The 19,017-nt window shown below is 43.1% G+C and carries 17 protein-coding genes; all 17 read right to left on the reverse strand.

All coding sequences use genetic code 11. The features are described from left to right. Window positions 1-89: 89 nt before the first annotated feature. The 17 genes from ruvB to QR40_RS21990 all read right to left on the reverse strand — a co-directional run bounded on the left by ruvB (window position 90) and on the right by QR40_RS21990 (window position 18,610). Window positions 90-1,082, reverse strand: coding sequence for a Holliday junction branch migration DNA helicase RuvB (gene ruvB, locus QR40_RS21910; protein ID WP_027293973.1), 993 nt, complete (start codon window positions 1,080-1,082; stop codon window positions 90-92). A 52-nt stretch (window positions 1,083-1,134) separates the two neighbouring features. Continuing rightward, window positions 1,135-1,749 (reverse strand): Holliday junction branch migration protein RuvA, encoded by a 615-nt coding sequence (ruvA, locus tag QR40_RS21915; RefSeq protein WP_044296758.1) that lies wholly within the window; start codon window positions 1,747-1,749, stop codon window positions 1,135-1,137. Then, entirely contained in the window at window positions 1,746-2,246 is a 501-nt protein-coding gene (locus tag QR40_RS21920) for a Gx transporter family protein (RefSeq protein WP_027293971.1), read from the reverse strand. The genes ruvA and QR40_RS21920 overlap by 4 nt, the downstream gene beginning before the upstream one ends. Window positions 2,247-2,465: 219 nt before the next feature. After that, on the reverse strand, window positions 2,466-2,822 hold the full coding sequence (locus QR40_RS21925) for a NusG domain II-containing protein (RefSeq protein WP_027293970.1): 357 nt from the start codon (window positions 2,820-2,822) through the stop codon (window positions 2,466-2,468). Between the two features lie 258 nt (window positions 2,823-3,080). Beyond that, complete coding sequence (locus QR40_RS21930; RefSeq protein ID WP_044296760.1) at window positions 3,081-3,674, reverse strand: histidine phosphatase family protein; 594 nt, start codon at window positions 3,672-3,674, stop codon at window positions 3,081-3,083. Next, a complete protein-coding gene (locus QR40_RS21935; protein ID WP_044296761.1) occupies window positions 3,667-4,053 on the reverse strand; it encodes a bifunctional adenosylcobinamide kinase/adenosylcobinamide-phosphate guanylyltransferase in 387 nt (128 codons plus the stop codon). The genes QR40_RS21930 and QR40_RS21935 overlap by 8 nt, the downstream gene beginning before the upstream one ends. A gap of 116 nt (window positions 4,054-4,169) precedes the next feature. After that, window positions 4,170-4,940, reverse strand: coding sequence for an adenosylcobinamide-GDP ribazoletransferase (locus QR40_RS21940; protein WP_027293967.1), 771 nt, complete (start codon window positions 4,938-4,940; stop codon window positions 4,170-4,172). After that, window positions 4,937-5,464: a bifunctional adenosylcobinamide kinase/adenosylcobinamide-phosphate guanylyltransferase gene (locus QR40_RS21945; protein WP_044296763.1), complete on the reverse strand. Its 528-nt coding sequence runs from the start codon at window positions 5,462-5,464 to the stop codon at window positions 4,937-4,939. Before QR40_RS21945 ends, QR40_RS21940 begins: the two co-directional genes overlap by 4 nt. Before the next feature lie 281 nt (window positions 5,465-5,745). After that, the gene (gene cobT, locus QR40_RS21950) at window positions 5,746-6,795 is read right to left on the reverse strand and encodes a nicotinate-nucleotide--dimethylbenzimidazole phosphoribosyltransferase (RefSeq protein WP_044296764.1); all 1,050 of its coding nucleotides are present in this window, start codon (window positions 6,793-6,795) and stop codon (window positions 5,746-5,748) included. A 147-nt stretch (window positions 6,796-6,942) separates the two neighbouring features. Next, on the reverse strand, window positions 6,943-8,373 hold the full coding sequence (locus tag QR40_RS30165; protein ID WP_052430996.1) for an N-acetylmuramoyl-L-alanine amidase family protein: 1,431 nt from the start codon (window positions 8,371-8,373) through the stop codon (window positions 6,943-6,945). Between the two features lie 37 nt (window positions 8,374-8,410). Next, entirely contained in the window at window positions 8,411-9,151 is a 741-nt protein-coding gene (locus QR40_RS30170; RefSeq protein ID WP_052377782.1) for a cell wall hydrolase, read from the reverse strand. A gap of 179 nt (window positions 9,152-9,330) precedes the next feature. Further along, window positions 9,331-10,797 carry a stage IV sporulation protein A gene (gene spoIVA / locus QR40_RS21965; RefSeq protein WP_044296765.1) on the reverse strand — a complete coding sequence of 489 codons (1,467 nt, stop codon included), beginning with the start codon at window positions 10,795-10,797 and terminating at the stop codon, window positions 9,331-9,333. 103 nt (window positions 10,798-10,900) lie between these two features. Next, window positions 10,901-12,634, reverse strand: coding sequence for an NADH-dependent [FeFe] hydrogenase, group A6 (locus tag QR40_RS21970; protein ID WP_027293962.1), 1,734 nt, complete (start codon window positions 12,632-12,634; stop codon window positions 10,901-10,903). Then, a complete protein-coding gene (locus QR40_RS21975) occupies window positions 12,628-14,460 on the reverse strand; it encodes an NAD(P)-binding protein (RefSeq protein WP_044296766.1) in 1,833 nt (610 codons plus the stop codon). The genes QR40_RS21970 and QR40_RS21975 overlap by 7 nt, the downstream gene beginning before the upstream one ends. A gap of 101 nt (window positions 14,461-14,561) precedes the next feature. Continuing rightward, window positions 14,562-16,250, reverse strand: a complete 1,689-nt coding sequence (locus QR40_RS21980; protein ID WP_027293960.1) for a [FeFe] hydrogenase, group A — start codon at window positions 16,248-16,250, stop codon at window positions 14,562-14,564. Between the two features lie 12 nt (window positions 16,251-16,262). After that, the gene (locus tag QR40_RS21985) at window positions 16,263-18,134 is read right to left on the reverse strand and encodes an NADH-quinone oxidoreductase subunit NuoF (protein WP_044296767.1); all 1,872 of its coding nucleotides are present in this window, start codon (window positions 18,132-18,134) and stop codon (window positions 16,263-16,265) included. After that, window positions 18,131-18,610 (reverse strand): complex I 24 kDa subunit family protein, encoded by a 480-nt coding sequence (locus QR40_RS21990; RefSeq protein ID WP_027293958.1) that lies wholly within the window; start codon window positions 18,608-18,610, stop codon window positions 18,131-18,133. Before QR40_RS21990 ends, QR40_RS21985 begins: the two co-directional genes overlap by 4 nt. Between the last annotated feature and the right edge of the window lie 407 nt (window positions 18,611-19,017).

Genomic DNA, 19,017 nt, shown 5'->3' on the forward strand with positions numbered 1-19,017 from the left:
TTCTATAAAATACTACAAAATATTGGAGTTTACTGTTATTCATTATACAGAGAAGTGGAAGAAAAATCAAGGTCGATTTATAAGACAATTTATAACATTATGCCGAGATGATGATATGCCAGCTCAGAAACAACCCTTCCCCTTGGTGTACGCATGATAAAACCATTCTTAATCAGGTAGGGTTCATACACATCTTCAATGGTTCCGGCATCTTCTCCAATGGCCGCTGCCAGGGTATCAAGGCCTACCGGACCTCCCTTAAATTTTTCAATCATAATCGTCAGAATACTTCGATCCATCATATCTAGCCCGTATTTATCAACTTCCAGCAAATCCAGAGCAAACGCCGCCACATCTTCCGTAATATGCCCATTATATTTTACCTGTGCAAAGTCTCTTACACGCTTTAAAAGCCTGTTCGCAAGCCTTGGCGTGCCTCTGGATCTCTTTGCCAGTTCTTTGGCACCATTTGTATCAATCTCTACACCCAGCACTTTTGCAGAACGCACAATAATCGTCTGCAGTTCAGATTCCGTATAAAACTCTAAGTGATGGATAACTCCGAAACGATCCCGCAGGGGCGCTGTCAGAAGCCCTGCACGGGTGGTTGCCCCAACCAGTGTAAATTTAGGAAGATCCAGGCGAATCGAACGCGCTGCCGCACCTTTTCCGATCATAATATCAATGGAATAGTCTTCCATTGCAGGATAGAGCACTTCTTCCACCTGTCTGTTCAGCCGGTGTATCTCATCTACAAAAAGGACATCTCCTTCTTGCAGATTATTGAGAATTGCTGCCATTTCTCCGGGCTTTTCAATTGCCGGTCCGGAGGTGATTTTCATGTTCACCCCCATCTCATTCGCAATAATACCCGCCAGCGTAGTCTTACCAAGACCTGGCGGCCCGTAAAAAAGAACATGGTCTAAAGCGTCCCCTCTTTGCTTTGCCGCTTCTATATAAACCTTAAGGTTAATTTTTGCCTTTTCCTGTCCAATATATTCATCTAAAGTCTGCGGGCGCAGAGCCGGCTCTATTTTTATATCTTCTTCTAATGTATCCGTTGTGATAATACGTTTTCCCATGTTCCGCCTCCAAAGACCTGTTTTGAACTCCCCATCATTAAAATGACGGGATTTATAAAAATGCCATTTGCTTCAGCGCTGCTTTTAAGATTGTTTCTGTGTCCATTTCCTCGGTAAGTTCTGCTTTATTCACGGCTTTTAATGCATCCGTATTGGAATATCCAAGTGCAACCAGCGCCTGAACTGCTTCCCCTTTGTTATCCGTCATTCCGGTGGACACAGCCAGATCATTCTGATTTGTCAAACGCTTTTCAAATGCGTCTTCCAGGCTTAGTTTATCTTTCAGTTCCAGAATTACTTTCTGGGCAGTCTTATTTCCAACACCCGGAGCTTTTGCAATCGCTTTGGCATCTTCTGATAAAATTGCAAACCGCAGGTCATCTGCAGAAAGCGCCGTCAATACACCAAGCGCCGCCTTTGGTCCAATCCCGTTTACGCCAAGAAGCAGTTTAAATATTTCAAGATCATCCTGGGTACAAAAACCGTACAGCTGTAAAGCATCTTCTTTTACATGCATGTAAGTGTGGACACAAACCTCTTTTTTTGCTCCTGCAAGCCTGTCAGCATCTCTGCCCGAGACATATACCAGGTACCCGATATTATTCACTTCCAGTATTACGCTGTTCTCATTCAGGGCAGCTACGTCCCCACGTAAATATGCTATCATCTAAAAATCTCCTTTGGCAGTCTTCTCTGCAATTCTTTTCCTAATATTCCGATCAGCAGCCCGGTAACCAGCCCGGAGATCAGTAATACCGGGAGGTAGTAAAACAGGTTAAAATTATCCACCACTGCCATTGCAACCAGCAGCTGTCCTATATTATGGGTGATTCCGCCGCACATGCTGACCCCAACGATGGAAAACCCTTTGCTTTTTTTCAGCAGATACATCACTGCAAGACTTAACAGTCCTCCTGCAAGACTGTATATAATACTGTACATATTTCCAAACAGGAATCCTCCCAGTACAATTCTTAAAACAGAAAGCAAAAGTGCATCTCTGGCACTCATAAAATATAAAACACATATGATGACAATATTAGTAAGCCCCAGTTTCACTCCCGGGACACCAAAATAAAATGGAATCAGTGTCTCCACATAACTGACAATCAATGCCAAAGCAGTAAACACACCAAAATATGCCGCTTTTGTTCTAGTTCCCATCTTAATCTCCCTAAATAGCACAAGCTGACTTGCGCTAGGCGTATCTAAAAATTGCTTTCTGACAGCTGCGCGTCACAGTTTGTGGGAGAATTCTCCCCAATGAAGGGCGCGTAGATAGTTCGAAAGCGATTTCCTTTCACACTTTTCAAACTTATTCTTCCTATGTAAACTGCGAAGTTAAATCCAATATCAATGTATGCTTCACAAAAAGTGATTCTTTCAGCCGGCTATGGAATCATAATCGGAGGCATCCTTCGCCCCTTCCACCCGGACTACAATTTTATAGGGAAGGCAGATAATCGATTCTCCTGATTTACTAATGGCTTTCTGCTGGACACAGAGCTTATCCGGACACTTTGCCGAAATCATATCTGCTTTCCCGCCTTTAATCTCAAGAGTATTGGTATCATTGATCTCAATCACCTGATCCTCAGAAAGGGAATAGACTCCGTATTCTTTTCCATCTACCATTATCTGAACCATATTTCCGTCTTTTTGAAAAATTGTATATCCAATAAATGCAATGAAAGCAACCGCTATTACAGCACCTGCCAATATCCAGTCATTTCTTTTCATTATTCACCGCCGTGTATTGTGATGCTCATATTTTGTAAATATCTTGTACATGATAGCACATATTTTTTATAAATTCAACCATATGTTCGAAATTGACGGGTTTAGATAAGAAGGGGACGCTTTGTAGATGGAGGTGGTGTACGGAAAGAGAAGGGGGGCGGACCATACCAGTTCTGCGGCCAGCTGACGGAGCCCATGCCAGTTTCCCACACCCATCTTTCTGTACACTACCTATCATTTACAAAGCGTCTTGATCAGCTAAACCCCAATTTTCTCTACCACCCGAATCTTCTTCTCTTCCCGCCAGGCCGCCTCATCTAACGCCACCAGGAAGCCCTGCGCATTCTTTACCTGCCAATCATAAAATGCTCTTTTCGGAACAGCAAAAGCTTCCATAATGCTCATGATGGTACCGCCATGAACCACGATAGCAGCTCTTGAAACTTTTTTGCTTATAATATCATTCACGGTATTTTGAAATGCATGGCAGCATCTGCTGCGAAATGCTTCCTGGCTCTCTCCGCCCGGGAAAGGAATTGTTCCCTGGCTGTCTATCCACGCCTGATACGCAGGGTTTCCATCCAGTTCTTTATAGTTTTTATTTTCAAATTCTCCAAAGCTGCATTCCCGAAAATCCGCTATAATTTCGCAGGGCATACCGGGATAGATTCTCTTGGCTGTTTCTATACATCTTTTCATCGGGCTTACATAAAGGCTGTCCGCTGTAGGATATTTTTTCTGCTTCAGCAGTTCAACTCCTTTTTCACAGAGTGGTTCGTCTGTAGTTCCGATATAACGCCCCAGCAGGTTTCCTTCTGTTTTGGAATGGCGTATCAGTAAAATCTCAGGCATGTTTGATCACCGTATCCAGTCCGCATACCACCCGCACTACTTCATCCGAATATTCAGCGGCTTTGCAGCAAAGCCTTCCCACTGTTTCCCGATATTCCCGGTCAAACTTTTCCATCGGGACTACCCCATATCCAAGTTCATTGCACACAATGATAATCTCCGGATTGGTTTCATATAACATATCTATCAGCCCTGTTGGATTTTCCCCCTCCCGGATCATTCTCTTTATATATTCATGAAAGTGAAAAATCCCCCTGCAGCTTTTTAACTCTTCCGGCATACAGGTAATGCCGTCTATAAAGTCTGAAGCCGACAACTGATACCGCTCACAGGCTGCTTTTTTCTTGCCCTGGAAAGCACCGCCGATTACAAGTTTCATAGTCTATTCCTTTCTGTTATTTCTATGTTTATGAAATTTCGTTCATTTGCTGGTTCATGTTTACATTGATTCTATACTATTCCATATCTTTACTTGTTCCATACTTTTTTAATAACTTACATCCCGATAATCTTTGCTGTTATTACAACGGCAGCCGCCATTACCAGTTCGCATACCTGCAGGAAAAATCCTGCCAGATCTCCGGTAATCCCGCCAAACTTCTGATAAGACATATGGCGGTAGTAAGCAAACATGAAAAGGGCACTGAGGAAACAAACGGTTCCAAGAACCGGTTCAAGGAGAATCATCCCCACAGCGCACAAAATGATATAAATGATCATTACCATCTTTACCCTGCTTTTTACAGCCATATCTGAGAAGGTTGCTGCCAGCCCGGTATTCTTCGCCATACGAAAGCTGACAATCGCAAGTCCGCTAAGTGCCCTGGACAGCATAAAACCGATTGCCAGTACCGAAAGCATTCTGGCATTTGTCTCCGAATAACATCCAAACAGTAAAAAAAAGTAACATATCCCTACGATAATTGCAAATGCCCCCGCATGGGAATCTTTCAGTATTTCCAGTTTCTGATCCATTGGTTTATAGGAACTCAAAGCATCCGAGGTGTCCAGCAAACCATCCAGATGGATTCCTCCGGTTATCAGAACCGGTATCATCATCAGAACAACTGTATAAAATGAATTTCCAAACCCAGCATACCCCTGGATATAATTCCACAGAAGTATAACTGCTCCAATCACCGCTCCAATCACAGGAAAAAAGCACATTGCATATTTCATGTTATCCTTTGTCCATTCGGTCCTGGGCATAGGGATCTTGGAGTACATTGCAAATGCAATGATAAAACTATTACCTATCTTTTTCATGAATCCAGCCTCTCTTTTCTAACCAGGGGAATACCACATACCACCTCTGTAACTGTATCTGCCTTTTTAGCCAGTTCCTGATTGATGATTCCCAAATATTCAAGATACTGCATGGTCTGGGAATCGTATTCCTGTCCATCGGAAAATACCTCATTCGTCACAACCACCAGCGCTTTTACCTGGGATAAAACAGATTGTATGCCCTGCAGAATGGATTCTACCATATTTTCACCTGCACCGCCCGGTGCATACATTTCATTTGCAGCCAGATTGGACATACATTCCAGTAACACAATTCCGTCCGGGGGAAGATTGACAGAGCTTAAATCCATATAGCACTCAATGGTTTGGAAGTTCTTGGCTGCCCGCATTTTACGGTGCCTTTCAATCCTTCTGTCGCCTTCTGCGTCAAAGCTCATCATCGTCGCAATATATATTCTGCTTCCTTCTCCCAGTTTCATAATCTGTTCTTCTGCGTAGGCAGATTTGCCGCTTCCGCTGCCTCCTGTTACAATCATTAACATATCTGTACCTCCTGCATACCGCAGACAGATCTGCGGTACTGCGCCAATAGAAAGTGTGAAAGTGATTTTCTTTCACACTTACCCCCAGCAATAGCACAAGCTGGCTTGTGCTATTCCCATATCAATAGTGTGAAAATGTTTTTCTTTCACACTTACCCCCAGCAATAGTGTGAAAATGTTTTTCTTTCACACTTACCCCCAGCAATAGCACAAGCTGGCTTGTGCTATTCCCAAATCAATAGTGTGAAAATGTTTTTCTTTCACACTTACCCCCAGCCCTTTTATGATAAAGGCTTATATTCCTCCACTTGTATATCCTGGAATGTACTCATCCCGTTATAAACTGCCACTGCCATCTCTAATACCGGAAACAGGGTTACAGCCCCTGTACCCTCTCCCAGACACATATCACAGGTAAGTGCCGCTTCCATTTTTAATGCTTCCAGGATCAAATGGGCTGCCGGTTCTTTGGAAACGTGGGAAACAAGCATATATTCTTTAGACAGCGGACAGATATTTACAGCAGCCAGCGCGGCTACGGATGAAATAAACCCATCGATTACAATGGGAACCCCGTATACTGCACCTCCTAAAAATACGCCCGTAAGTCCTGCGATATCCAGACCGCCTACTTTTGATAACACGTCTATGGCATCCCGGGGATCAGGAGTATGCAGTGCAATAGCTTTTTTTATAGTGTGGATCTTACGTTTAAAGCCTTCCGATGAGAGTCCTGCGCCCTTTCCTGTTACCACTTCCACCGATGTATGTAAAAGAACCGAGGCAACCGCACTGCTCGTTGTAGTATTACCAATACCCATCTCTCCGGTAGCTATGATACGGTAACCTTTCTCTTTTAATTCTGCAACCATCTGAATACCAGTTTCAATGGCCTGAACCGTCTCTTCTCTGGTCATTGCCGGTTCTTTTGCCATATTCCTGGTTCCATAGGCAATTTTATGATTAATGATACTGGTATCTCTTGCAACTCCTATATCCACCGGGAAAATATCTGCTCCTGCCACCCGGCACATAATACTTGCCGTCGCCTGCTCTTTCAGAAAATTTTCCGATACGATTGCGGTTACTTCCTGCCCGGTCTGGGTCACACCCTCTTCTACCACACCATTGTCTGCACACATTACTACCAATGCTTTTTTCGCCAGATCAATATTACTGCTTTTTGTCATTCCGGAAATCTTCACAAGATAATCTTCCATTTTACCCAGGCTATGCAGCGGCTTTGCAATACTGTCCCACCTTTTCCTGCAGTTGTTCATTGCACCCTCATCTGGCTCTTTCACAGTCAGAAGCACTTCTTCTAATGTCATTTGTAAGTCCTCCATGATTAAATTTTCAAAAAACTCTTTAAATAATATAATAAGTTACAATAATTTTCATGTCAAGGGAAAGAATGAGGGGATCGACGCAAAAAAGGAGACGATGACTAAGCATCGCCTCCTAACATCTCCCATGAACTACAAATAACTTAAAGCTTCTGCTTTCTCACTGTTATATCTAGTTCGATAAAGTGGGAAATTACTGATTCTGTGATTATATAATCTGTTAATAAAACTTCTGTTTGACGTTCCATTATTTATTCCCGCTGCCTTCACTGCAAGTGCCGCAGAATAGGCTCCATGCTGGATAGAGTAGCTGAATACACTTCCTTTTACCACGTCCGGGCGGAACTTAATATTGATACCCATATTCATGAGATATCTTTCAGTTTCATCATAGTATTCCTGTTTTGCAAATTCATCCTGATATGAAGCAAATAATCTTGGTGCTCTTGCATAAATTGTCTGCCATGCCCGGAAGAATTTCTGGTTGCCTTTCAGCTTCGCCTTATTTTTCTCCGTAAGGGCATATGCTGCATATGGCTGAAATTCTTTAAAAGTTACCGGATCTTTGGAATAACAGTATTTTACCAGAGGAAGCAGTGAATAGCGATAATCGAACTGATACTTTCCACATGCGTTTCCATTGTCTCCACCAGTCTGTCCATAAGCCTCCGGACCCGATTCATATTTCGTAAAGAATAACATTTCCTGGGAAACTGACCCGCCGCCGCTTGGATCATTCACATTCTGATTACATTTTCCGCTTGCATCGACCTGATAGGTGACTCCATTGACGGTTATTGTGGTATTTTTATACATGATTCCATTATCACCAAAATAATACAAAGCTCCGTCAATATTCTGCAAACCTTTTACCATAATACCTTTGTTTGTAAAATAATATGTATTTCCGCTGATGTTCTCCCAGCCGGTAGCTGATTTACCATCGCTCTGGAAGTAATATTGGGCATTGTTAACCGTCTGCCAGCCCTTTTGCATAATACCAGTTGCAGAGAAATAATAATACTTTCCGCCCATTTTACGAAGTCCGGTAAATGCATAACCATCTTTATTAGTCTTGCGGAAATAATAACGATTTCCCTTCACTGTCCGAAAACCAAATTTCATCGCTCCGCTGCTGTCAAAATAATATCGCTTTCCACTGATTTTACGGAGTCCTGTAAGCATGATCCCTTTGCTGTTGCAATAGTATTTTTTCCCTTTTACCGTAAAAAATCCAGTCTTCATCTTACCGGAACTTGTATAATAGTACCATTTCTTTCCGATCTGATACCATCCCTTACGGAAATTTGGAATCCATTTCCCGTCTGCCCCGACAAAATACTTTGTTCCGTTGCTTACGACCCACTTATTTTTTACCATGTAGCCTTTAGAATTGAGATAGTAATCCCCAATCCAGCGGCCTTTTACCTTTTTACCATCATTACCAATATAATAGTAATTCCCTTTTGCAGTCTGTCTCCAATCCGCTTTCGCATTCAATGGCTGAGTTACGATAAATGCGACAAACATCACTGCTACAGCTGTTAATATCTTTTTTTTCACTTGTAAAATCTCCCTGTTCAATCTTCATCATACGATGTTAATAAGTTTTGCGGAAGTAATGGTCACCAATCTTTAACGGCCCCCATACTCCAGTTGTAAAATACAGATATCCAGGTACATTATTCACTCCCGTAAGAGCATCTTTTGCAGCCTTGATACATTCGGATGGCACAGCCTGACCGCTTTCTAACAACCAGCTCAGCATTCCATTCATTGCAGGCGTAAACTGCCCGCTTTGATATACGACCTCCTGTATCGTATTCGGGAAACTGCTGTCATTGACACGATTTAAAATTACATTTGCCACTGCCAGTTTTCCTTCATAGGACTGATTCCCTGCTTCCAGATAAGTAATCGCAGACAACAGCCGTACATCTTTTGTATTCCGAATTTTTCCAGGAACTTTTTTGCCGTTCTTACCGGCATAATACATACCCACCCATTTGTTCCTGACCATAACTCCATTCCTGCCATAATAGTAGTCTCCTACCCACTGGTTAGAAATACGCCCTTTCTCGTAATCGCAATAATACCATTTCTTCTTTACCTTAATCCGTCCGGTTTTCAGCCATCCCTTTGAATCAAAGTAATAATATTTACCATTAATTCTTTTCCATTTGTTCTTAACATACTTTTTTCTGACCGTATTTTCAGACGAAACTGTGTATTTCCAGCGGTCTCCTTTGTAACGTTTCCATGCTGCCTGGCTGTCCATAGATATAGAAGCCAGCAAAACAAACAATAGAACCAATGACAATATTCTTTTTAATTCCTTCATACTCGTTCCTTTCGTGAAACTCCCCGTGGAACCCCTCGTATATTTATTACGATTATATTAAGAATATGAAGATATTATAAAACATTTACTAGTATTTGTCAATTTTTTGTTTCATTTCTATTTCGACAGAAACAGCGGCATCCGAAATTGATCGAATGCCGCTGCACGATTCTGATTACCTATATGATGATACAAATAAGGCTTCCATTAGACTCATTTACAATTTTCTTCATCGTATCCTGAAGTTTTGTCTGGCTTTCTTCTCCAATTTTCGCAAGCTTTGTATGAATTCCATCATCTACCAGCTGTTCGATTGATTTTCCAAAAATATTTGTATTCCAGATTCCATCCTTGGCACTATTTTCATTAATAAATGACATCAGATCCTGCGCCTGCTGCTCACTGCCTACAATGGGTGCAATTTCCGTCTCAATGTCAGCCCGGATCAGATGAACCGATGGGCTGGCTGCTTTGATTTTCACGCCGAATTTACTGCCCTGCTTAATGACTACCGGGGCATCCAGAACAATTTCTTCCTGATTCGGCGTAATAATTCCATATCCGGTATTTCTGACTGCATCCAGGGCATTTTCTACTTTTTCGTATTCGCCCTTCTTCCTGGAAAGTTCTTTAATAATAGAAAGAAGCTGATATTCGCCCTGGATCGGAACTCCCGCCATATCACTGAGCATCTCGTAGTAATATGTATCGTCCAGATCTATACGGACTTTGGCAGTTCCCTGGGATAGCTCGATTGCGTCAAGCTTCACACTATTAATAAAGTCATAATCCATCTGCAGCGCTTCATTGGAAATATCCCGGATATGCTGCATTTTTTTCATAATATCCCGTATGCTTTTAATCAGGCTTTCCTTTATCACATGGTCGCCCGGAAGCATTTCTACCCATTTGGGCACATAAAATTCAATCTTAACCAGCGGGAATTCGTATAGTACCTGTTCCAGGATTTTGCTTACATCTTCTTTTTTCAACTGCTCACAGTTTACCGGCATCGCAGTAACCCCATAAGTATCGAAGATATAAGATGCCGCCTGCTTTGCCTCTTCTCCATAAGGGCGTTCTGAATTAACCAATACCAGGAATGGTTTTCCGATGTTCTTTAATTCTGTGATCGCACGTTTTTCCGGCTCCAGATAATTTTCTCTTGGTATTTCTCCAAATGTTCCGTCACAGGTAACTACTAATCCGATGGTAGCATGGTCACGAATAACTTTTCTTGTTCCGATTTCAGCCGCCTGGGTAAACGGAATTTCTTTTTCCGACCAGGGTGTCTTAACCATACGAACCTTCTCATTGTCATCCATTCCTGCTGCGCCTTTTACCATGTAGCCTACGCAGTCGATCAGCCGCATTCTAACATCCACATCTTCAGATAAAGACAGTTTTGCTGCTTCTTTTGGTATGAATTTCGGTTCTACGGTAGTTATGGTACGTCCTTTGCCGCTGGTTGGCATTTCATCTGTTGCAATCGCCTTGTCGTTTTCTTTTAACGCCGGCAATACCATCAGTTCCATAAATCTACGGATGAAGGTAGATTTTCCTGTCCTTACAGGCCCAACTACGCCGATGAAGATCTCACCTTTGGTACGGGCTTGTATATCTTTGTATAAATTGAATTCTTCCATTAAAATACCCCCTCTATATACTGGTATAGTATATGCAGAGGGGGCCAATGATAGAATCATTGATGAATCATTTTTCAAAAACTGAATTTAGTAAAGTAACCGATTATTCTTCTCCCGGCATCTTCCAGCTATGATGATCGGTATGCAACAGTTCATGGGCACGATGTGACAGAGGACGCTGCAAATAATGCTGGTAACATTGTACAATAGACGGATTCTCATGAGAGAACCGTATATCGCTTACTTTATCCAGTCCATAGAGATTTGCTGCACGCACTTCCGCCAGTTCTTCTCCATCCTGAATTGGCTGTCCGCCGCCGCCGGAACATCCGCCCGGACATGCCATAATTTCAACAAAGTCTACGTCCGTCTTTCCTTTTCGGATAGCTTTGATTAGCTCCCTGGCATTTCCAAGACCACTGGCTACCGCTACACGCAGGGGAGTTCCGGCCAGATCAAAGGTTGCTTCTTTCCATCCTTTCATACCACGTACATCTTTAAATGCGTCAGGATCCGGATTCTCATTTGTTACGAAATAATAAGCTGTACGAAGAGCGGCTTCCATAACGCCGCCTGTTGCACCAAAGATCACACCGGCACCTGAGCCAATACCAAGAGGCATATCGAATTCTTCCTCTTCCAATTCCTTTGCCGCGATATGTTCGGCTCGGATCATCCGGTCTATTTCTCTGGTTGTAAGCACTACATCCACATCTGGTCCAGCACCGGCATCATTGATGGTGGGTATTGCACACTCATGCTTTTTCGCAAGGCATGGCATAATGGAAATGGAATAAATTCTGGAAGGATCTACCCCAAGTAAGTCCGCATAATAACTCTTCGCCATTGCTCCAAACATCTGCTGCGGTGATTTGGCGGTAGACAACTGATCTACCATATCCGGATACTGTGCTTTTAAGAAACGTACCCACCCCGGACAGCAGGAGGTAAACATCGGAAACTTCTCCTTTTCTTTATTTTCCACTTTCTTTAAGAACTCGCTTGCTTCTTCCATAATTGTGAGGTCAGCAGAAAAATCCGTATCAAAAATATAATCAAATCCCATCTTCCGAAGGGCAGAAACTAGGCGGTTCACAGTGGCAAATTCCCGGTCCAGTCCCAAAGGCTCGCCCCATGCTGCACGGACGGACGGTGCAATCTGCACTACTGTAATTTTATCCGGATCTGCGAGGGCATCGAATACCCGGTCTGTATCATCTCTTTCCCGAAGTGCCCCAACCGGGCAATGGGTAATACACTGTCCGCACAGGGTACAGTCTGCCTCTTCCAAAGTACGGTTCCCGGATACATCTACCGTGGTACGGGAACCGGTATTGGCAAGATCCCATACATTTAAACTCTGGATCTTATCACAAACCTGGATGCAGCGCATACATTTGATACATTTTTCATAATTACGAAGCAGCGGAAATTCCTTCGACCCTTTTATATGGGACAGCTTCGTCTTATAAGGTACATGATAAATACCCAGATCATTGGAAATCTTCTGGAGATTGCAATTTCCGCTTCGGACACAGGAAGGGCAATTACAGTCATGCTGAGATAAAATAAGTTTCACATTAGTCATTCTGGTTTTACGTACCTTAGGGCTGTTGGTATGGATTACCATTCCGTCTTCTACCACGTTGTTGCATGCGGTAACTAATTTGGTGATCCCTTCTACTTCAACTACACAGACTCTGCAGGCTCCGATTTCATTTATTTCTTTTAAATAACACAGAGTCGGGATATGAATTCCTGCACTTTTTGCTGCTTCTAAAATGGTAGTGCCTTCCGCTGCTTCTATCTGCTGTTTATCGATTGTCAATTTTACCATTTTTCTATCCTCCCTCCTTTAAATACGCCAAATCCAAAATGATCACAGCGCAGACATCTTCTGGATTCCTGACATGCTTCTTCATGAGTCATGCCGCATTCAATCAGTTCAAAATCATCTTTTCGTTCGGAAGCATCCCGTTCTTTCATGGTAACACGTCCACAGGCATTTCTGTCATCCAGCCTGATTTTCGGGATCTCTACATCTGATTTGATCGTGTGCTTAAATCCAAGATATTCATCGATATTGGCAGCCGCCACTTTACCTGCAGCAATTGCACGAATAACCGTAGCCGGTCCGGTAACACAGTCACCTCCGGCAAATACGCCCGGGATATCTTTGATTCCACTCCAGCTTAGGGCTTCAATAACTCCTCGTTTTACTGGAATTCCATATTCTTCAAAGGCTTTGGACTCGATACCCTGTCCGATTGCCACAATAACCATATCGCAGTCCAGGCGAACTTCTTCCTGCGCAGCTGTTGCAGGTGCCGGTCTTCCTCTTTGCACCAGACCAATAATCTGAGGCTGAACCCAGAGTGCACATGCATTTCCATTTTCATCCTGTTCAATGCGAAGGGGTGCCTGGAGTTCTAATACTTCACAGCCCTCTGCAATGGCGCCCTGTACTTCTTCGGGCATTGCTGTCATATCTTCAATACGCCTGCGGTAGACGATTCTTACTTTTTTCGCACCAAGGCGGACTGCTGATCTTGCAACATCCATAGCAACATTACCGCCGCCGACTACAATGATATCTTTTCCGTCAAATTCGGGCATTTCATTATCACCGATACTTCTGAGCATTTCAACTGCAGATACAACTCCAGTGGCTTCTTCACCTTCAATACCGATCTTTTTATCAATATGAGCACCAATGGCAATATAGACCGCATCAAACTGGTTGCGGATATCCACGATATTGGGATTTTCCCCAACCGTTACTTCCGTCTTAACCTTGACACCGATTGACAACAGTTCATCTATTTCCTTATCCAGAGCGATGCGGGGCAGCCTGTAATTAGGAATCCCGTAACGAAGCATACCGCCCAGCTGCTTTCTCTGCTCATAAATCGTCACTTGATGCCCCATTAAAGCTAAATAATAAGCAGCACTGATTCCGCCCGGTCCGCCTCCTATGATTGCAACCTTTTTACCGGTTGCTTTTGCCGGCTCCGGTACCGGAACGTCACCTGCATGATCGATTGCATAACGTTTTAATCCACGGATATTAACCGCATCATCTATCATATTCCTGCGGCATCTGGCCTCACAGGGATGTTCACAGATCAATGCGCATACGGACGGCATAGGATTATCTTTACGGATTAATGCTACCGCATCTGCATATCGTTCTTCAGCCACCAGGGCGATGTATCCTGGTATATCTACTCCCGCAGGACACAGAGCAACACATGGTACCGGCTGATTCAATTCACAGGTACATCTTCCACGCAGTATATGCTCTTCAAAATCATCTCGAAAGCCATGCACGCCTTTTAACACCATATTTGCTGCTTCATAGCCAATTGCACAATCTGCGGAATAATAAATGCTTCTGGCTGTTTCTTCGATCAAATCAATGGTTTCCATCTTTGCATTTCCATCCAGAACATCTTCCAGCAAACATTGAAGCTGTCCTAATCCTACCCTGCAGGGAACACATTTTCCGCAAGTCTGTGCATGACAGACCTTCAGGAAAGATACTGCCAGGTCTACCGGACACAATCCTGGTGGACTGGCAACGATTCTGCGTTCCAAATCCTTGTAGAGCTCTTCGACTGTGGTCTGGGCCTGATTTCTAGTAATAATACTAAGCCTGCTCATATTTCTTTCATCTCCGTTTCTTAAATTTTCTTTTGTTATTTAAATAACACAAGGAGGGACTAACCCTTTCGGGCAGTCCCAAAATGTATTTATTTACTTAATTACGTTTCCTGATTATGCAGTAACTGATGTACCTTTCCTTTCAGCAATCCATCATACAGAGGTGCAATCAGCGGATTCTCATCCGATTTCTTGATAATCGTTATATTATCTGCATTGTACAATCCTCTTTCTCTGGCATTTTTGGTCCGGTCTCCTGCTCTGGTTGGCTGTCCGCCACCCATGATACACCCTCTTCTGCATGCCATTACCTCGATGAAATGGTAATCTGCTTCGCCCTTTTTCACCCGTTCCATGACGTCTCTTGCATTGGCAAGACCGCTTACAATACAGATCTTCAAGTCGGTGCCATTGTAAGGTACCGTAACTTCTTTGATACCATCTTCTCCACGTACCCCGCACTCTGCAATTGCGTCCAGGGTTGCTTTGTCATGCTCATCTGTCAGACGCCTTAAAACAGCTTCTGTCACACCGCCGGTAACACCAAAGATCATTCCGCCTCCGGATCCAAATCCAAATGGCATATCACATGCCTCCGGATCCAGGGTTTCAAATTCAATACCGGAATTTCGAATCATTCGTATTAACTCTGTTGTAGTGATAACTAAATCGGTATCTTTTTTCCCTTTTGTATAACTATTTGGTCTGTTGGCTTCCATTTTTTTTGCCGTACATGGCATAATGGACACCATAATCGTCTTTTTCCCATTTGCATTTTTGGGATGACGGTAAAATTCTTTTACAACTGCAGAGAACATTCCCTGTGGAGATCTGCAGCTGGAAATATTTTTCACATATTCCGGATACTGGTCATGGACAAATTTCACCCATGCCGGGCAGCAGGATGTCAGTAGCGGAAGATTCTCACCTTCTTCGATACGTTCCAGAAATTCTTCTGATTCTTCCATAACGGTAAGATCTGCACTGAATGCAGTATCATATACTTCATCAAATCCCATGCGGTGCAGCACATTTACAATCTTGCCCATTACGCTCCTGCCTTTTGTCAGGTTAAATGCATCTCCTACCGCAACCCGGACAGCCGGGGCAATCTGCGCAACCACACGCACATCTTTATCTGCAATGGCATCCCAGACTTCATCTACATTGGTACGGATACTGATTGCTCCTGTAGGACAGTAAATACGGCACTGTCCGCAGTTTACACAATCGGTTTCTGCGATGGTTTTATTAAATGCCGGCATAACCATGGCATCCGTTCCCCTAAATGCAAATCCCAATGCACCGATTCCCTGGATTTCTTCACAGGCACGTACACAGTCTCCGCAGAGAATACATTTATTGGGATCACGGACGATGGATGGTGAACTGTTATCCACCGGTCTAATCTCACGGGTATTCTGGAAACGGACATTGGTAACACCCATTCTGTGAGCTAATTCCTGAAGCACGCACTCCCCGCTTTTTACGCAGGTCGTACAATCTCTGCAGTGGGCTGCCAAAAGCAGTTCCACAATTAATTTCCGATGTTTTTTTATTCTTCCGGTATTGGTGAAGATCACCATCCCGTCTCTTGGTTCTTCTGAACAGGAAGCAAAGGTTCTTCCTCTGTCGTCTTCTACGGTACACAAGCGACAGGCGCCAAAAGTAGAAACTTCTGAATGATAGCACAAAGTAGGTAATGAAATACCGGCCTTCCTAATCACAGAAAGGACATTCCGCTCGTCGGTAAATTCTACTTTTCTACCGTCTATTGTCATAAATCCCATATATAATCCCTCCTATGCTTCGATGTAGATTGCATCAAATGCGCAGTTGTCCTTGCAGGCACCGCACTTAATACAAAGGTCATTGTTGATCGTATATGCTTCTTTTAACTTTCCAGTAATTGCTGCTACAGGGCAGAACTTCGCACACTTACTGCATCCTTTACAGAATTCCGGATTAATGTGATAGGAGCGCAGTGCCTCACAGGTCTTAGATGCACACTTCTTATCAACAATATGCTCTACATATTCATCACGGAAAGTTTTCAGGGTACTTAAAACAGGCAGCGGGGCACTCTTGCCAAGTCCGCAAAGAGCCATACTCTTTACCATCTCAGCCAGTTCTACCAGCTGATCCAGATCTTCCAGTTTTCCATTTCCTGCAACGATTCTTTCCAGAATTTCCAGCATCCGTTTTGTTCCCTCACGGCAGGGTACACATTTACCGCAGGATTCTCTTTGTGTAAAACTCATGAAGAAACGGGCTACTTCTACCATACAGGTATGTTCGTCCATAACAACCAGTCCGCCGGAGCCTACAATTGCTCCAAACTTCTTAACGGAATCAAAATCCAGTCCCACATCCAGATGTTCTTCTGTAAGACATCCGCCTGAGGGGCCTCCGATCTGAACAGCCTTAAATTCACCGCCATTCTTAACGCCGCCGCCGATATCATAAATAATTTCACGCAGGGTAGTTCCCATTGGAACTTCGATTAATCCTGTATTTTCAATTGCTCCGGTTATTGAAAATGTCTTGGTACCCGGACTTCCTTCTGATCCAATGGTACGAAGCCACTCGCCGCCTTTTAAAATTATCTTAGGCACGTTGGCAAAAGTTTCTACGTTATTTAAAACGGTTGGTTTTTCCCATAGTCCCTTTTCTACCGTTCTCGGCGGTTTTACACGGGGCATTCCGCGATTTCCTTCAATGGAAGCCGTCAGTGCACTGCCCTCACCGCATACAAAAGCACCTGCACCGCGGTTAATGTGAAGATGGAAACTGAAATCACTTCCCATAATGTTATCACCCAAAAGGTGGTATTCTTCTGCCTGCTGAATCGCCATGCGCAGCCTTGCTACCGATAATGGATATTCTGCCCTTACATAAATATAGCCTTCGTGGGATTCTACCGCATAGGCTGCAATAATCATACCTTCTATTAATTTAAACGGATCCCCTTCCATAACGCTTCCGTCCATAAAAGCACCAGGATCGCCTTCATCGCCATTACATACAATATAGCGGATTTTTTCCTTTTGCCGCGCTACCTGTTTCCACTTTCTGCCTGCCGGGAAGCCGCCGCCCCCACGTCCTCTGAGCCCGGATTTATCAACCTCTTCCACGACTTCTTCCGGTTTCATATCAAAAATTGCTTTTGCAAGGGCATTAAAACCGCCGGATGCTATGTATTCATCAATGGATTCTGCATCTATATTTCCACAGTTTTCAAGTACGATCCGAGTCTGCTTTGAAATAAAAGGGATATCCTTTGGATGGGCAAATACTTTGTCCTTTTTATGATAAAACAGTCGTTCAACCGGTTCCCCTTTCATAATGGTACGGTCAAATATTTCCTTACAATCCTCTAACTGCACCTTAACATACTGAAAATTATAAGGTTCGATCTTCATTAAAGGACCCAATTCACAAATTCCCTGACATCCGCTCTTTACTACACCGATGTGGGGAATTTCTCTTTGCATCTCTACCACAACGCCTTCCAAATCGCCGCAAAGCTCTTTCATGCGTTCATATATTTTTTCAGAACCGGTTGCGATACAGCCGGTGCCGGAACAGACCAGAATTCTGCAGGAAAAAGATTTAATCACTTCTTTGGAATCTTTTCTATGTTTTTCTAATGTTTTTTTGCTATCAATGATCATACGCCTGCACCTCTCAATTCCGCAACTAATTCCAATGCTTTCTCCGGTGACATTGTGGGATGTACTTCATTATTAACAGTCAGCGTAGGCGCCAGTCCGCATGCCCCAAGGCAGGATACCGTCTCTACCGTAAAAAGCATATCATCAGTTGTATGCTTTTTCTGACTAAGCCCTAACTCTTTAAAAAGTGCTTCTAATATGGGTGCTGATTTTCGCACATGACATGCTGTTCCATCACAAACTTTAATGACATACTTCCCTTTTGGTTCAAAAGAAAAATTTTCGTAAAAGGTAGCAACACTATAAGCCTTTGCCTCTTTAACTCCTATTTCTTTTGCCACATACGTAAGCAGTTCGCCCGGCAGATATCGGTATTCCCCCTGAATATCCTGCATAATCGGAATTAACGAACTGGCCTTTTTGCCATAATGTGCGATGATTTCGTCTGTTTTTTGGTAAAATGACTGATCAAGCATCCGCAATCCTCCTTCTTCTTCTAAAATGTCCTTATATATCTTGTCTATATATATTGATGATATTATACCTTATATCAATAAATTGCACAATACCCATTCCAAAAGTTAAGAAATTAACTTTAATTTCGCACAAAACAGGGTGTGCAGACAGAGAAAATGAATTTTTAATATGAAATGGCTTGTTTTAAATACACAAAAAAAGAACAGCTGATTTTTGCGGGAAATCAGCTGTTCTTCCGATATATACAAGTTTGCGGGAACCTGCATACATCATTTGGTCATGACACTTTTTCTCCCAGAATCTTTGCGGAGGTCATCTAAGAGATGTTATGAATACAACGGTCATGAAGGAGGTATTTTGTGAATTTATATATGCTTTGAGATTCATCGCAATCTGCGTGTTTATC

The organism is Robinsoniella peoriensis (genome assembly GCF_000797495.1).
In the GTDB taxonomy this organism is placed as follows: domain Bacteria; phylum Bacillota; class Clostridia; order Lachnospirales; family Lachnospiraceae; genus Robinsoniella; species Robinsoniella peoriensis.

Bases quoted from the DNA above. Each gene is read 5' to 3' on its own strand.
- ruvB (WP_027293973.1), bottom strand. From the start codon at position 1,082: ATGGGAAAACGTATTATCACAACGGATACATTAGAAGAAGATATAAAA.
- ruvA (WP_044296758.1), bottom strand. From the start codon at position 1,749: ATGATAGCATATTTACGTGGGGACGTAGCTGCCCTGAATGAGAACAGC.
- QR40_RS21920 (WP_027293971.1), bottom strand. From the start codon at position 2,246: ATGGGAACTAGAACAAAAGCGGCATATTTTGGTGTGTTTACTGCTTTG.
- QR40_RS21925 (WP_027293970.1), bottom strand. From the start codon at position 2,822: ATGAAAAGAAATGACTGGATATTGGCAGGTGCTGTAATAGCGGTTGCT.
- QR40_RS21930 (WP_044296760.1), bottom strand. From the start codon at position 3,674: ATGCCTGAGATTTTACTGATACGCCATTCCAAAACAGAAGGAAACCTG.
- QR40_RS21935 (WP_044296761.1), bottom strand. From the start codon at position 4,053: ATGAAACTTGTAATCGGCGGTGCTTTCCAGGGCAAGAAAAAAGCAGCC.
- QR40_RS21940 (WP_027293967.1), bottom strand. From the start codon at position 4,940: ATGAAAAAGATAGGTAATAGTTTTATCATTGCATTTGCAATGTACTCC.
- QR40_RS21945 (WP_044296763.1), bottom strand. From the start codon at position 5,464: ATGTTAATGATTGTAACAGGAGGCAGCGGAAGCGGCAAATCTGCCTAC.
- cobT (WP_044296764.1), bottom strand. From the start codon at position 6,795: ATGACATTAGAAGAAGTGCTTCTGACTGTGAAAGAGCCAGATGAGGGT.
- QR40_RS30170 (WP_052377782.1), bottom strand. From the start codon at position 9,151: ATGAAGGAATTAAAAAGAATATTGTCATTGGTTCTATTGTTTGTTTTG.
- spoIVA (WP_044296765.1), bottom strand. From the start codon at position 10,797: ATGGAAGAATTCAATTTATACAAAGATATACAAGCCCGTACCAAAGGT.
- QR40_RS21970 (WP_027293962.1), bottom strand. From the start codon at position 12,634: ATGGTAAAATTGACAATCGATAAACAGCAGATAGAAGCAGCGGAAGGC.
- QR40_RS21975 (WP_044296766.1), bottom strand. From the start codon at position 14,460: ATGAGCAGGCTTAGTATTATTACTAGAAATCAGGCCCAGACCACAGTC.
- QR40_RS21980 (WP_027293960.1), bottom strand. From the start codon at position 16,250: ATGGGATTTATGACAATAGACGGTAGAAAAGTAGAATTTACCGACGAG.
- QR40_RS21985 (WP_044296767.1), bottom strand. From the start codon at position 18,134: ATGATCATTGATAGCAAAAAAACATTAGAAAAACATAGAAAAGATTCC.
- QR40_RS21990 (WP_027293958.1), bottom strand. From the start codon at position 18,610: ATGCTTGATCAGTCATTTTACCAAAAAACAGACGAAATCATCGCACAT.